The sequence below is a fragment of the Deinococcus sp. NW-56 genome (genome assembly GCF_002953415.1).
Taxonomy (GTDB): domain Bacteria; phylum Deinococcota; class Deinococci; order Deinococcales; family Deinococcaceae; genus Deinococcus.
The window spans coordinates 1,125,063-1,138,540 of sequence record NZ_CP026516.1; the positions used below are offsets into that span (position 1 = coordinate 1,125,063).

Here is a 13,478-nt window from a genome sequence, read left to right on the forward strand (position 1 = left end):
CCTGAACAGCCAGAACAGCAGCGACTGTTCATCCATCTCCCGAAATCCGTCCTCGTTCCTACTCCCTTCGGTCGGGTTTTCAGGTGTCGGGGACACCTTCCAACCGGAAGGCTTGTTAGCGGTGCCGGTCCGGGAACTCGGCGAGGTTGCCCTGAAAGCTCCCCACCGTGAGCGTCACGTCCTCGCCCGCCACGTCGAAGGTGACCTGCTCGCCCTCGACGCCCTTGATGGGGGCGGTAAAGGAGTGTTCGCCGTTTCGCACGCGGGCCTTGAGGCCCACCATGCGCTCGAAGTGCCGTGCCCGCGTCAGCGGCCGCTTGGCCCCCGGCGATTCGAGTTCGAGGCGGTACTCGCCCGAGATGGGGTCGGCGCGGTCGAACTCGGCCCCGACCGTGCGGCTGGCCTGCTCCAGATTCTCGACCGTGACGGGCTGCTCGTCGAGGCGGTCCATCCGGATCACCACGATGGGCCGCCGCCCCGGATTCTGCACCTGCACGTCCAGCACCTCGTACCCCAGCGGGCGCAGGACGCCGTCCGCGAGGCGGTGAAGCTGGTCTGAATTGTTGTTCGCGTTGCTATTCATATTGTAGGCCCCTCTTCTCCGGGGCCGGTCACCACCCCCTCCACGAAAAAAGGTGGGTGCAGAACCCACCTCGCTTTCGAGGATTTCTGGGGGCCAGTATACCGCAAGAGCGGTCAGGGGCCTGAACGGGGGTCACAAAGGGGTCAGTTCGCCGGAGTATCGCTTCCCAGCCGCACGGTCACGTCCGCCCCCGCCACCCCCGGCTCGGCGGTGACCTGCCCGAAACCCACGTCGCGCTGCACGGCGGCGGCCCGCTCGCCACTGAGGGTGGTGGGACCTTCCTGGCGCGGGCCGTTGGCGATGGTCACGTCGGCGTAGCCCAGCCCGCGCAGCCGCGCCTGCATCCGGGCCGCGCTGCCGTCGGGGGCGCCCACGTTGAGCACGGCCACCGAGAGCGAGCGCGGGTCGTTCGGGTCGCGGAAGTGTTGGCGCACCAGTTCGGCCAGGGCCGCCCGGTCCGCGATCCAGGTGCCGCCCGCCCCGTAGTCGCCGGGAACGGTGTGGCTCTGCACGCGCGGACCACGCAGCGCCGCCCCCAGCAGCGCCCCCACCTCGCCGCGCGAGAGGTCCGAGCGGGTGTGCTCGTGCATGGCGCCCACCATGCGCGGCAGCCGCCACCAGTTCAGTGGATTGCGGGTCTGGTTCACCAGCGCCGTGAGGAAAGCCTGCTGGCGCTGCACCCGGCCGATGTCCCCCAGGTTGTCCTTGCGGAAGCGCAGAAAGCCCTCGGCCTGCTCGCCGCTCAGGCGCTGCCGCCCCGGTTGCAGGTCGATGTGGAGCTTGCCCGCGTTGTCGTCGTACTTCATGCGCTGGCCCACGTCCACCGTGACCCCGCCCGCCGCGTCGGTCAAGGCCCGCACCGCCCCCAGCGAGAGCAGCACGTAGGAGTCCACCCGCACCCCGGTCAGCTCCTGCACGGTGGCCGCGAGTACCTCCGGCCCGCCGTGGCGGTTGGCGGCGTTGATCTTGCTCAGGCCCCAGCCGGGCACGTTCACCCAGGTGTCGCGCGGAATGCTCAGCAGGTCGGTCTGCCCGTCGGGGTGCACCTGCGCGAGCACGATGGTGTCGGTGCGCCCCAGGAAATCCTCCGGTTTGGGCGGGTAGGGCCACACGCCCGCCGAGTCGTCATATTCCACGTCCACCCCGGCGAGCAGGATGTTCAGGGGACCGTCCGCCGTACGGGGCAGGGCGCCGTAGCGGGACAGGGCGGGCGCGGCGGGGGCCGCGAGGGCGACGAGGCCCGCCAGCACGACGAGCAGGGAAAGGAGGGTGCGGCGCACGCGGCGAGTGTAGCGGCGCAGAAGATGAGGGGCAACGTCGCAGCCGCGCCGCCCGCGTTCAGCGGCCCACCGCCTCCAGCCAGCCGGGGAGGGTCGCGGGCTGTGCCTGCCCCCAGAAGTGCGTGAAGGCCCGCCCGAACTCGGCATTGACCGCCGCTTCCGACGTGGCGACGCTGTACTCGTTCAGGCCGCGCGGGGTCCATGACGAGTAGTGCAGGTTCTGGCTGCCCACGACGAGCATCTGTCCATCCACCCGCATCACCTTGGCGTGCAGGGCGCCGGGGTACCAGCGGGCCTCGAAGCGGTCTGACAGGCCACGCGCGGCCAGTTCCCGGCGCAGCACCGCCAGCCCGATGCGGTTTTCCAGGCCCAGCAGGCTGTGCTCGTGCGTCATGACCCGCACCCGCACCCCGCGCTCCATCGCCGCGACGAGCGCCCGCATCCACGGCAGCGCGTCCGCCTCGTAGGTGCACAGCCGGGGGTTGAGCAGCGCGAGGTTGCAGCGCAGGCCCATGCTGAAGCTGACGTGCAGCAGCTCGATCTCCTGCCGGGCCGCCCCGATCAGCGCGAGTTGCGCGGCGTCGGCGGCCTGAAAGCCCTCGCGGCGGTAGAGGCTGAAGGCGCGGTCCTCCCCCACGGGGACCAGCGGAAAGGTCGCGGTGCCCTGCGGGTGCGTCGCCTGGGCGGGACCCGCCGCCCGGCACGAGGAGCGCACCCGCCGCGCGGTCACGCCGGGGTCGCACTCGACGCGGGTGGAACGTACCCATAGGTCGTCGAACACATTCAGGCCGTCCCGTGCCACTGGCCCCCGCACGTGCAGCCCGAAGTCGCGCAGGTCGCCGCCCCCTGGCTGCTCGGCGGGAAAATGCAGCGGTCCCACGTTGAACCCCATCGCCACGAGGTCGCGTCCGTCTATGACCAGCAGCTTGGCGTGGCTGTGGGGAAAGGTGCCCGCGTAGTTCGCCACCTCCACCCGCCAGCCCCGCGCCGGGTCCGCGAGGGGCACGCCCGCGTCCAGCAGGTCGCGGATGGCCGCATAGACCTGCGACCCCCATTCGAGGTTGGCGGTGACCGGAAAGTTGCCCAGCGCGACCCGCACCGTGACCCCCTGCGGGTAGGCGGCGGGGTCGGCCTGCACCCGGCGGTACAGCTCGGCCACTCCCCCGGCCAGCACGGCCCCCGGCCCCCGGCGGGGTTCGTCGGCCCATTCCATCACCGCGTACAGCACCTCGCGCCGCGCCCCGGCAATCTGCGCCGCGAGCACGTCGTAGGCCCCGTGGGGGGTGGGCGCTTGAGCACTGAAGGCGGGGTCAGGGTTTGGGGTGTGCAGCAGCCCCAGCACCCGGTTGCCGCACGAGAGGTCGGGCCGCCCGCCCCGCGTGGTGACCTCCCACAGCGCCCGTTCGAGCGGAGCCGTGGGCACGGGGCACTCCAGCCCGGAGGCTGCCGGAATCGCCAGCGGCTCGGCGCGGGTGGGGCGCGACTGCACGAAGGACACGGCCTGCTCGGCGACCCCCCAGACCCCCAGCAGCGTGACCCCCAGCGCGGCGAGGGTGAGGGTGACCTGCCGATGGTCCGCCCCGTCGCGCTCCGGGTGCTCGGCGGCGTCATGGATGCTGGCGGCGACCGCGAGATCGCCCACGACCTGCGCGGCCACCAGAAAGGCCGTGAGCCAGCCCAGGAGTGCCCAGCCGCCCCCGTCGAGCAGGCTGGGCACTCCAAGCAGGGCCACCACCCCGCCCCCCACCAGCCCCGCCGCACCGAAGCCGGTCAGGCCCGCCAGCGCCGGACGCCACGCCACGGCGGCCCGCACGGTGAGCAGTCCCAGCACCCCGCCCGAGATCAGGCCGTACAACCCGCAGGCGGCGGCCACCACCCCCGCGAGTTGCAGGCCGCCCAGCACGTCGCCCAGGCCGCCTCCCTGGTAGATGCCCGCCAGCCCCAGCACCCCGGTGACGGGCACGATCAGCAGCCCCGCCGTCGTGCCCGTCGCGGCCCCCGCCCGCAGCCGCGCTTGCCCCCGCGAGAGGCCCAGCCGCCCCAGCGGCAGCGCCCGCGCCGAGAGCGCCCCCGACAGCCCGAAGCCCAGCGTGACGCTCACGAGTGCCCCCAGCCCGCCCACCAGCGCCCGCACCAGCGGTTGCCCCGGCGGCACCAGCGCCAGCACCACGCTCAGCACGCCGCGAGCCAGCAGCAGCCCCAGCGCCAGCCCCGCCAGCGCGGCGAGCGCGAGCCGTCCGCCCTGGGTGGGGCTGGGAGGACGGGGCAGCAGGCGCATGGAGGTTCAGGATAGGGGAGAGGCCGCCGCCCTACCGCCGCGCCTCCACCCCCAGCCGCGCGGCCCCCAGTCCGCCGTAGCCCACCTCGTCGGCGGGGGGTGGGTCAGCCCGGCCCGCGCGTCGCGCAGCAGGCGCTCGAGCCCCAGCGCGGGCAGCAGCGCCGCCCCACCTGCCGTCCGCACCGCGAGGTCGGTGGCGGCGACGGCCGCGTTCGTCGCGTGGACCTTCGCCGCGCCCAGCAGCGGCACCGCCCCTGGCCCCGGCGCGGCGTCCCAGGCCCGCGCCGCTTCCCCCAGCAGGGCGCGGGAGGCCGTCAGGTCTGCCGCCATGCGGCCCACCGCCTCCTGCACGCGCGGCAGGGTGGCGATGGGGGCGCCCAGCGCGGTGGGCACCCGCTCCCGCGCGTAGGCCGTCAGCGTCTCCAGCGCCGCGTCGCCCACGCCCAGATACGTCGCGGCGAGGGCCGTCCAGAACCACGCGCTGCTCGCGGGATGGGCCGGGGTCGGCGGGGCGACGTGTTCGGCGGGCACCCACACTCCGTCAAAGGTCACGTCATGGCTGCCGCTTCCGCGCAGGGCGAGCGCCCCCACCCAGGTCGGCTCGACCGCCACGCCGGGGGCGTCCAGCGGCACCAGCAGCCGGGCGACCTCCCCGGCGGGGGTGGCCGCGCTGACCACCGCCAGCCCCAGCACCCGCGCTCCGGTGGCCCAGGTCTTGCGCCCGGTGACCCGCCAGCCGTCCCCATCTGGCACCGCCGCCGTGCGCGGCAGGCCCCCGCGCGACGGGCTGCCGAGTTCCGGCTCGCTCGCCAGCGCGTTCACCAGCCGCCCCTCCACGCTTGCCCCCGCCAGCGCGGTCAGCATCGGTTCGGGCAGGGTCTGGCCCTGAAAGGCGGCCCCCACCACGTGCGTGTGCATCGCCAGCACCAGCGCGAGCGCGGCGCCTGCCTGCCCCAGGCGCCGCTGCGCCTCGGCGTACTCCTCCAGCGTGGCTCCCAATCCTCCGGCCTCTCGCGGCAGGGTCAGCCGGGTGTACCCGCTCGCCCGCAGCGCGGCCCCCGCCTCCGGGGTCACGTCCCCAGCCGCCTCGCAGGCGCCCATGTGGGCACGGATGGCCGCCTCTGCCTGTGCGGTCACAGCTTCCAGATCGGCGAGCAGGGGAGATCGGGGCGTCATGGCCCGCAGGGTAGGGCATCCTGCTTTCCCAGATGCCCCCCTCCCCAGTTCGCCCAAAACAGAATACAATGGCCGAACTATGCCCCAATCCCCCCGCGACGCGGCCCGCGCCGACATCCTGTCCCGCTTCCTGCCGAGCGTGGACCGCGACGTGAGCGGTCTGGCGGCGGCCCACTGCGAGGAGCGCAGCCTGACGGCCCCCGGCGGCTTTCCCGCCGCGACCCTCTGCCTGGGCAGCCACGCGGCGGTGACCCGGCTGATCTGGGAAACCTTCGTGCCTGGCTGGGACGACGTGGTGTACGTCTACGACGGCACGCGCAGCGAGCAGACCCGCTACCTGGGGGCCAAGCTTCATCTCACGGTGGCCCTCGCCGCCTCGGGAGACGAGCCCACGCCGGGCGTGCAGGCCGCGCTGGAGGCCGCCCGCCGGGCACTGGCCGACCTGTGGCGGGTGTGGGCGGGGTACCAGGCCACCACGACCGACGCGCTCTCGCTGGCCGTGACCGAGTTCGAGGACGTGCGCTGAGGCGTCCGCCGCCGCGTTACCCTGGGGCACTTCAACTCCCGAGGTGCCTTCCATGTCCCAGCCCACCCTTCCCGCCACCTTTCGTGCCCTGCGGGCCGTCAAGGACGACGCGGGCGTCCGCGCCGAGTTCCAGACCCTCACCCCTGACGACCTGCCGCCCGGCGACACGGTGGTCCGGGTAACCTCCTCCAGCCTCAACTACAAAGATGGGCTGGCGGTGGCCGGTCGCCCAGGCGTCCTGAAGTCCTACCCCATGACCCCCGGCATCGACCTGGCGGGCGAGGTCGTGTCCGACGAGACGGGCACCTATGCCCCCGGTCAGGGCGTCCTGCTGACCGGCTGGGGCATCGGCGAGCGGCAGGACGGCGGGTATGCCGAGTACGCCCGCGTCCGCTCCGAATGGCTGGTGCCGCTGCCCCCCGGCACGGACGCCCACTGGGCCATGAGCGTGGGCACGGCGGGTTTCACGGCGATGCTGGCAGTGATGGCGCTGGAGGAGCACGGGGTGACCCCGGACCGGGGCGAGGTCCTCGTCACGGGCGCGGCGGGCGGGGTGGGCAGCACGGCGGTCGCGCTGCTCGCGGCGGCGGGGTTCACGGTGACGGCGAGCACCGGGCGGACGCAGGAGGAGGGCTACCTGCGCTCGCTGGGCGCCGCGAACGTGATCGGCCGGGGCGAGCTGCCCGCCCAGAAGCGCCCCCTGGAAAAGGAACGCTGGGCCGGGGTCGTGGACTCGGTGGGCGGCGAGACCCTTGCCGGGGCCATCGCGGGCACCCGCACCCACGGGGCGGTCGCGGCCTGCGGGCTGGCGGGCGGGAGCAGCCTTCCGACCACCGTTTTTCCCTTCATCCTGCGCGGGGTGAGCCTGCTGGGCATTGACTCGGTGACCTGCCCCACCCCCAGGCGCCGCGCAGCCTGGGAGCGGCTGGCCCGTGACCTGCCCGCCGACAGACTCGCGGACGTGACCCAGGTGCGGCCCCTCTCGGACGTGCCCGCCCTGGCCGAGCAGATTCTGGCCGGGCAGGTGCGCGGGCGCACGGTGATCGCGGTCGCGCCGGGGGAGATAGGGGGAGATGAGGCCGGGCGCGATTTTCCCATCTTCCCGTCAGCTGGGATGCACTAGGCTGACAGGCATGAGAAAACTTGGAGGTCTGGCGCTGTTGGGGCTGTCGACTGTTTTGGCATCATGTAATACCTCTTCAAGAGCACCCCTGCCCACCCAGACACAAATTACGGGGGATATCCAGACTTGGTCCGGGCCTGGCACCGTTACGCCCCAGAGTAGCGGCCCAGCGTTGCAAAGCGTGGCTGTCAATGCGGACGGTACCTTTGTCATTCCTCTGCCCTCTGCGGCCCAGCTTTCCGGTAAAACTCAGCCAGTTGCCAGCACCTTGCTTGAAGGGCTCAACCTCTTGAACTGCCGTAACGTCAGCCTAACGAGCTCCAATGGTCAAGCTCAGGGCAAGCTGATCTTCGCCCTGCAAGCGCAGGACATGGCAGGCAGCCGTAGTGTGGTGGCAGCCACCCTGTCTACAAGGAACTTTACGGTTAATGTTTCCGCAAACGCATGGCTCTACGTGGATACCGCCACAACGTTGCAGGGACGCATCGGCTGTTCCCTGGTTGGATACAATTTGCCAGTTGATGTCTCCATCAATGCTGAGCCGGGTTGGAATGTCATCAGTATTGATGGTTCTGCTGGAGCATTGAGCTCGGCGGAAGCCGATGCGGAGCGGGCCACCTCTGCCCCTGTGCAAACCTGGGTGACTCTGGAAGAACTCCGGTCACAGCTGCCATTCTGAAGACGGGCTGTAGACTCCGATGATGAATCGCATCTCCCCCCTTCTGCTTCCTGCCGCCCTGCTGCTCGCGGGCTGCGCTCCCCGGACCGTCTCGCTGGGGGCGGCGCCCACCGCACCCGCGCAGCCGGTCACCCAGATTCCGGGGGACATCTCGCGCTGGTCGGGCACGGGCAGCGTCGCGCTGACGGGGCCGGGCGGGCAGGTGCTCGCGCGGGCGGCGGTGGCCCCCGACGGCCGCTTTACCCTGCCGCTGCCGGGCGAAGCGGCCCTGACGCCCCTGCTGCGCTCCCCTGGCGAGGCCCTCTCGGGGCTGGGCTGCACGGGCAGCGTCCTGAGCAGCGAGGCGGGGGCGGGCAGCTACGCCTTCCTGGGCCTGACTCCGCAGGGGTCACAGGCCGCGACCGTCTTCGCCGCGCAGGCCGAGCGCACCAGCTTCGCGTCGGGGACCTTCTCGGGCCGCGTCTACCTGTACGTCAACCGCCCCACCCGCCTGAGCGGCACGGTGGACTGCGGTCAGGTCGTGCAGGACTTCGCCGGGGTCCAGGCCGCCGTGCCCGTCACGGTGGACGTGATCGCGCAGCCCGGCTGGAACGCTCTGGAACTCGGGGTCAATGTTCGGGCCAGCCTGAGCGGCGCGAGCGCGGGCGGACGCCTCTCGGCCGTGGCCGACACCGAGCGGCTGTGGCGCACCCCCGAGGAAGTGGTGCAGCAGGTCACGGGGTCCTGACCGGCCCGGACTGAAGGGGAGGGGGGAGCGGCAGGTCTGCTCCCCCTCGCCTTTTGGCCTGCCCCGGCCATGCTCTACCCTCTTCCCATGCCCGAATCCGCCGCGCCGCCCGTGGGCCGCTTCGCCCCCAGCCCCACGGGCGCGATGCACCTGGGCAATGCCCGAACGGCGCTGCTCGCGTGGCTGCACTCGCGGGCGCTCGGCGGGCGGCACCTGTTGCGGTTCGAGGACCTCGACACCGGACGGGTGCGGCCCTGGGCCTTCGACGTGACCCGGCGTGATCTGGAGTGGTTGGGGCTGGACTGGGATGCCGAATACGTGCAGTCGGAGCGGCTGGACGTGTATGCGGACGCCCTGGCCCGGCTCACGGCGGCGGGCGAAACCTACCCCTGCACCTGCACCCGCCGGGAGATCGCTCAGGCGATTCAGGAGAGCGCGGGAGCACCGCACGGCACCGAGCCGGTCTATCCGGGCCTCTGCCGCCTGCATCCCCCCAGTCCGGGTCGCCCCGCCGCCCTGCGCTGGCGTGTTCCCCACCTGACCGTCTGTGCCCAGGATGCCCTCACCGGGGACAGGCTCTGCCAGCACCTCCCCAGCGAGGTGGGCGACTTCGTGCTGCGGCGGGGCGACGGCGTCTATGCCTATCACCTCGCCGTGGTGGTGGACGACGCGGCGATGGGGGTGACGGACGTGCTGCGGGGCGCGGATCTGTGGCCCGCGACCCCCCGGCAGGTCGCGTTGCAGGGGGCGCTGGGCTATCCCACCCCGAGATACCTTCACGTCCCCCTGATGACCGACTTCCGGGGCGAGCGCCTCGCCAAGCGGGGTGGAGCGCCCCCCGTGCAGGCGCTGCGCGAGGGAGGTGAGGAAGCCGGGCGGGTCCTCGCCACGCTGGCCCGTTCGCTGGGCTGGGACGTGCCGGAGACGGTGACTGCGCGGGACCTCCTCCCCCTCTGGCGGCGAACATTGGAGAAGGCCGGATGGTCGCTCCCGTCACAAACTTAGACCGGTTGTCTAAGTTTCCCCAACTGCACCCGAGCGGGCCGGTCTACCCTGGGGATCATGTCTTTGAGTCTTCCGGCTTACCCGCAGCCTGACGCGCGGGGCCGCTTCGGGCGCTTCGGTGGGCGCTATGTTCCCGAGACGCTGATCCCGGCCCTGGACGAACTGGAGCGGGCCTACCTCGATGCCAAGGGGGACCCTGGGTTCCTGAACGAGCTGGAGCGGCTGCTGCGCGAGTTCGTGGGCCGCCCCAGCCCGCTGTACCTCGCCCGGCGGCTGACCGAGCACGCGGGCGGGGCGAGGATCTACCTCAAGCGCGAGGACCTCAACCACACGGGCGCCCACAAGATCAACAACTGCCTCGCGCAGGCGCTCCTCGCCGTGCGGATGGGCAAGAAGCGCGTGATCGCGGAGACGGGCGCCGGGCAGCACGGGGTCGCCTCGGCCACCGCCGCCGCCCTGCTGGGCCTGGAATGCATCGTGTATATGGGCGCCGAGGACATCCGCCGCCAGGCCCTCAACGTCTTCCGGATGCGCCTGCTGGGGGCCGAGGTCCGCGAGGTCACCTCCGGCACCGCGACCCTCAAGGACGCCACCAACGAGGCGATTCGCGACTGGGTCACGAACGTCCGCGACACCTTCTACATCCTGGGCTCCGTGGTGGGGCCGCACCCCTACCCGGCGATGGTGCGTGACTTCCAGGCCGTGATCGGGGAGGAGGTCAAGGTGCAGCTTTCCGAGTTGGAGGGCCGCTCGGCCCCCGACGCCGTAGTCGCCTGCGTGGGTGGCGGCTCCAACGCCATCGGCATCTTCGCCCCGTATGCCTACCTACCGGAAGCCGAGCGTCCCCGCCTGATCGGCACCGAGGCCGCCGGGGAGGGCGTGGAGAGCGGCAAGCACGCCGCGTCGGTCGCGGGCGGGCGCATCGGCGTGCTGCACGGTTCGATGATGTACCTCCTCAACGACCCGGAAGGCCAGATCGTCCCGCCGCACTCGGTCAGCGCGGGGCTGGACTACCCCGGCATCGGGCCAGAGCACTGCCACTACTCCGAGACCGGCGTGGCCGAGTACGTCCCCGTCACCGACGCGCAGGCGCTCGAAGCCCTGCAACTGCTGACCCGGCTGGAGGGCATCATCCCCGCGCTGGAAAGCGCCCACGCGATCTACCACGCGGTGCAGCTCGCGTCCGAGCTGGGGCCGGAGGGCATCATCGTGGTGAACCTCTCCGGGCGCGGCGACAAGGACGTGGCCGAGGTGATGCGGCTGCTGGAACAGGAACGGGACGCGGGCCTGCTGGACAAGGACCCCGAGCAACTCATCGCGGAGGTGCTGGCATGACCGCCACGCTGACGAGGGGCGCGGAGCGCCTCCACGCGGCGTTTGCCCGCGCCCAGGCCGGGAACCGCGCCGCCTTTATCCCCTTCATGACGGGCGGGTTTCCCAGCGCCGCCGAGTTTCCGGTGGTGGCCGACGCGTTGCTCGCGCACGCGGACATCCTCGAAGTCGGCATTCCCTACTCCGATCCCCTGGGCGACGGCCCCACCATCCAGCGGGCCTCCGAGCAGGCGCTGGCGGGGGGCACGAGCACCCGGCGCACACTGGGGCTGATCCGCGAGTTGCGGGCGCGGCACGACACCCCCATCGCCCTGATGACCTACGTGAACCCCATCTACGCCGTCGGCCCGCGCGAGTTCATGCGGCTCGCGCAGGAGGCGGGGGTGGACGGCCTGATCCTCCCCGACCTTCCGCCCGACCAGGACCTCGAGATCGCCGACCTCGCCGCCGAGCACGGCCTGGCGGTCACCTTCCTGATCGCGCCGACCAGCACGCCCGAGCGGGTCAAGCTGGTGGCGGAGGCCTGCACGGGCTTCCTTTACGCGGTGTCGGTCACCGGGGTCACCGGGACGCGGGAGGGGTCGGCGCTGGCCGAGGTTCCGGCGATGCTGGCGCTGGCCCGGCAGCACGCGCGGGTGCCCGTGGCGGTGGGCTTCGGCGTGAAGGACGCGGCGACGGCCCGTCAGGTCGCCTCGGTCGCGGACGGGGTGGTCGTGGGGAGCGCGTTCATCGGTGCGGTGCAGGGCGGGCAGGACGTGGGGGCGCTCGCGGCCGAGATCGCGGCGGGGTGCGGGCGGTAATCACCACGGTCCTGGCGGCTCCCTCCTGCAAGCCGAGGGGAGGGGGCCGCTTTTTTTCTGCGTTCATGTCGACTTTCTGTCAGACGGCGGCAAGAGGTGACCCTTACCCTGGAGGGCGATGCGTCTGGCCCCCCTCCTTCTGCTGCCCCAGCTTCCGGTCTGGATGCTGCTGGCGGTGGCAGGCATGCAGCTCTCGGCGGCGGTGGACGCCCGCACGCAGGCGACGGCGGAGGCCGCACACTCGCGCGAGCAGCTCTCCCGCATGGAGGCGGCCCTGCGGCTGACCCTCGACCTGGAGACGGGGGTGCGGGGGTACGTCATCACCGGGCAGTCCGCCTTCCTGGCGCCCTACCGGCAGGCGACCGCCGCCCTGCCGGAGGTGCTGGGCACCCTGCGCGAGGGGGCCGCCGCGCAGGCCACCCCGGACCGCCCGGCGCAGCTTGCCCGCATCAGCCGCATCGAGACGCTGCTGGAACGCTGGCAGAGCCGGGTGGGCCGCCCCGAGATCGCGGTGCGCGGGCGCTCGGCGCAGGAGGCGGCCGCGCTCGTGGCGCGGGGCACGGGCAAGCGCCTGATCGACGCGGTGCGGGCCGAGGCCGCCGCCTTTACCCGCACCGAGGGCACCCGGCTGCGCGAGCAGGAGGCGGCGGCGCTGGCCCGCTTGCAGGACCTGCGGCGCACCCTGCTGGAATACGGGACCGCGGTGATCGCCCTGTCGGTCCTCAGCGGCCTGCTCGCGGCGGCCCTGATCTCGCGCAGCTACCGCCGGGTCAGCCTCGCGGCCGAGCGGCTGGCGCGGGGCGAGGGGGGCGTGCGCTTATCGGACCGGGGACCGCAGGAGGTCCGCTCGCTCTCGGCCGCCTTCAACCGCATGAGCGAGCAGCTCGGCGCCGCGCAGCAGGAGGCGCAGGGCCGCGCCGCCGACCTGGCCACCCAGAACGCGCGGATGGCCGCATTGGGGGACCTCAGCGACTGGTTGCAGGCGGCGCGGGGCCTGGAAGAAGGTGGGCAGATTCTGGCCCGTGCCCTGCCCACCCTGCTGCCCGGCACGCGCGGCTCGCTCGCCACCCACAACGCCTCGCGTAACCTCCTCGTGCCGCTGCTGACCTGGGGGGGCGAGACGGCCTCCGGCGGCGCTCCCGACGGCTGCTGGGCGCTGCGCCGGGGCGAGACCCGCTGGCCGCAGGACTCGGGCTTCGCGCCCGCCTGCCCGAGCGGGCCGGGGGGGGGCGGGTACGTCTGCGTGCCCCTCTTCTCGCACGGGGAGACGCTGGGCATCCTGCGGGTGCGGGCCGAAGCCGAGGGCCAACCCCTGCCCCCCGAACTGCGCGGAACGCTGCCCGCCGCAGCGCGGCAGGTGGCCCTCGCGCTCGCCGGGCTGCGCCTTCAGGAGCGGCTGCACCAGCAGGCCATCCGCGATCCCCTCACCGGGCTGTTCAACCGCCGTCACCTCGAAGAGGCGCTGGCCTCGGCCGGGGCACACGCCGCCACGGGCGAGCCGCTCTCCCTGATCGCGCTCGACGTGGACCACTTCAAGCGTTTCAACGACACTTTCGGGCATGAGGCGGGAGACGCCGTCCTGGTGCGCGTCGGCGCCGCCCTGCGTGACCTCGCGCCCCCCGGCGCGGTGCCCGCCCGGCCCGGCGGCGAGGAATTTACCCTGCTGCTGCCGGGGCTGGACACGGAGGCCGCTGCGGCTCTCGCCGAGCGCCTGCGCGAGACGGTCGCGGGCTGGAGCCTCAGCCACGCGGGGATGGCGCTGGGACAGATCACCGTCTCGCTGGGAGTCGCCACGCTGGGAGTTCACGCTCCTGCCCCTGATGGCCTGCCCCGCGTGGCGGACGAGGCCCTCTACGCGGCAAAGGCCGGGGGGCGGAACCGGGTCGTGGTCGCCCGGGGAGCGGATGTCAGTCCACTTGGGATGTTCGCGCACTGAGAGCAAGCCAGGGCAGACCGCAAGAACGAAGAG

The 13,478-nt window shown here is 72.6% G+C and carries 12 protein-coding genes; 8 read left to right on the forward strand and 4 right to left on the reverse strand.

The genetic code is table 11. The annotated features are described in order from the left end of the window. Nucleotides 1-115: 115 nt before the first annotated feature. From rimP to C3K08_RS05725, 4 genes are all read right to left on the reverse strand, one after another. A complete protein-coding gene (gene rimP, locus C3K08_RS05710) occupies nucleotides 116-583 on the reverse strand; it encodes a ribosome maturation factor RimP (RefSeq protein ID WP_104990431.1) in 468 nt (155 codons plus the stop codon). A gap of 143 nt (nucleotides 584-726) precedes the next feature. Next, nucleotides 727-1,863 carry an LCP family protein gene (locus tag C3K08_RS05715; RefSeq protein ID WP_234009186.1) on the reverse strand — a complete coding sequence of 379 codons (1,137 nt, stop codon included), beginning with the start codon at nucleotides 1,861-1,863 and terminating at the stop codon, nucleotides 727-729. A gap of 58 nt (nucleotides 1,864-1,921) precedes the next feature. Continuing rightward, nucleotides 1,922-4,141, reverse strand: a complete 2,220-nt coding sequence (locus C3K08_RS18800; protein WP_104990433.1) for a phospholipase D-like domain-containing protein — start codon at nucleotides 4,139-4,141, stop codon at nucleotides 1,922-1,924. Nucleotides 4,142-4,147: 6 nt separating this feature from the next. Further along, nucleotides 4,148-5,317 carry an acyl-CoA dehydrogenase family protein gene (locus C3K08_RS05725; protein ID WP_234009187.1) on the reverse strand — a complete coding sequence of 390 codons (1,170 nt, stop codon included), beginning with the start codon at nucleotides 5,315-5,317 and terminating at the stop codon, nucleotides 4,148-4,150. Nucleotides 5,318-5,396: 79 nt separating this feature from the next. Here C3K08_RS05725 and C3K08_RS05730 point away from each other — a divergent pair, with 79 nt between their 5' ends. From C3K08_RS05730 to C3K08_RS05760, 8 genes are all read left to right on the forward strand, one after another. Continuing rightward, complete coding sequence (locus tag C3K08_RS05730; protein ID WP_104990434.1) at nucleotides 5,397-5,843, forward strand: hypothetical protein; 447 nt, start codon at nucleotides 5,397-5,399, stop codon at nucleotides 5,841-5,843. Nucleotides 5,844-5,895: 52 nt separating this feature from the next. After that, nucleotides 5,896-6,966, forward strand: coding sequence for an MDR family oxidoreductase (locus C3K08_RS05735; protein WP_104990435.1), 1,071 nt, complete (start codon nucleotides 5,896-5,898; stop codon nucleotides 6,964-6,966). A gap of 10 nt (nucleotides 6,967-6,976) precedes the next feature. Further along, nucleotides 6,977-7,645 carry a hypothetical protein gene (locus C3K08_RS17850; RefSeq protein ID WP_158679855.1) on the forward strand — a complete coding sequence of 223 codons (669 nt, stop codon included), beginning with the start codon at nucleotides 6,977-6,979 and terminating at the stop codon, nucleotides 7,643-7,645. Nucleotides 7,646-7,667: 22 nt separating this feature from the next. Next, the gene (locus C3K08_RS05740; protein ID WP_104990436.1) at nucleotides 7,668-8,372 is read left to right on the forward strand and encodes a hypothetical protein; all 705 of its coding nucleotides are present in this window, start codon (nucleotides 7,668-7,670) and stop codon (nucleotides 8,370-8,372) included. Between the two features lie 87 nt (nucleotides 8,373-8,459). Continuing rightward, a complete protein-coding gene (gene gluQRS / locus C3K08_RS05745; RefSeq protein WP_104990437.1) occupies nucleotides 8,460-9,377 on the forward strand; it encodes a tRNA glutamyl-Q(34) synthetase GluQRS in 918 nt (305 codons plus the stop codon). 57 nt (nucleotides 9,378-9,434) lie between these two features. Continuing rightward, nucleotides 9,435-10,712, forward strand: coding sequence for a tryptophan synthase subunit beta (gene trpB, locus C3K08_RS05750; protein WP_104990438.1), 1,278 nt, complete (start codon nucleotides 9,435-9,437; stop codon nucleotides 10,710-10,712). Continuing rightward, nucleotides 10,709-11,509: a tryptophan synthase subunit alpha gene (gene trpA / locus C3K08_RS05755; RefSeq protein ID WP_104990439.1), complete on the forward strand. Its 801-nt coding sequence runs from the start codon at nucleotides 10,709-10,711 to the stop codon at nucleotides 11,507-11,509. Before trpB ends, trpA begins: the two co-directional genes overlap by 4 nt. A gap of 118 nt (nucleotides 11,510-11,627) precedes the next feature. After that, nucleotides 11,628-13,445 (forward strand): diguanylate cyclase, encoded by a 1,818-nt coding sequence (locus C3K08_RS05760; protein WP_104990440.1) that lies wholly within the window; start codon nucleotides 11,628-11,630, stop codon nucleotides 13,443-13,445. The last annotated feature ends 33 nt before the right edge of the window (nucleotides 13,446-13,478 follow it).

Coding starts and splice junctions, on each gene's coding strand:
- C3K08_RS05760 (WP_104990440.1), top strand. CDS start 11,628: ATGCGTCTGGCCCCCCTCCTTCTGCTGCCCCAGCTTCCGGTCTGGATG.
- C3K08_RS05730 (WP_104990434.1), top strand. CDS start 5,397: ATGCCCCAATCCCCCCGCGACGCGGCCCGCGCCGACATCCTGTCCCGC.
- trpA (WP_104990439.1), top strand. CDS start 10,709: ATGACCGCCACGCTGACGAGGGGCGCGGAGCGCCTCCACGCGGCGTTT.
- C3K08_RS18800 (WP_104990433.1), bottom strand. CDS start 4,141: ATGCGCCTGCTGCCCCGTCCTCCCAGCCCCACCCAGGGCGGACGGCTC.
- C3K08_RS05725 (WP_234009187.1), bottom strand. CDS start 5,317: ATGACGCCCCGATCTCCCCTGCTCGCCGATCTGGAAGCTGTGACCGCA.
- C3K08_RS17850 (WP_158679855.1), top strand. CDS start 6,977: ATGAGAAAACTTGGAGGTCTGGCGCTGTTGGGGCTGTCGACTGTTTTG.
- C3K08_RS05740 (WP_104990436.1), top strand. CDS start 7,668: ATGAATCGCATCTCCCCCCTTCTGCTTCCTGCCGCCCTGCTGCTCGCG.
- C3K08_RS05735 (WP_104990435.1), top strand. CDS start 5,896: ATGTCCCAGCCCACCCTTCCCGCCACCTTTCGTGCCCTGCGGGCCGTC.
- trpB (WP_104990438.1), top strand. CDS start 9,435: ATGTCTTTGAGTCTTCCGGCTTACCCGCAGCCTGACGCGCGGGGCCGC.
- gluQRS (WP_104990437.1), top strand. CDS start 8,460: ATGCCCGAATCCGCCGCGCCGCCCGTGGGCCGCTTCGCCCCCAGCCCC.
- rimP (WP_104990431.1), bottom strand. CDS start 583: ATGAATAGCAACGCGAACAACAATTCAGACCAGCTTCACCGCCTCGCG.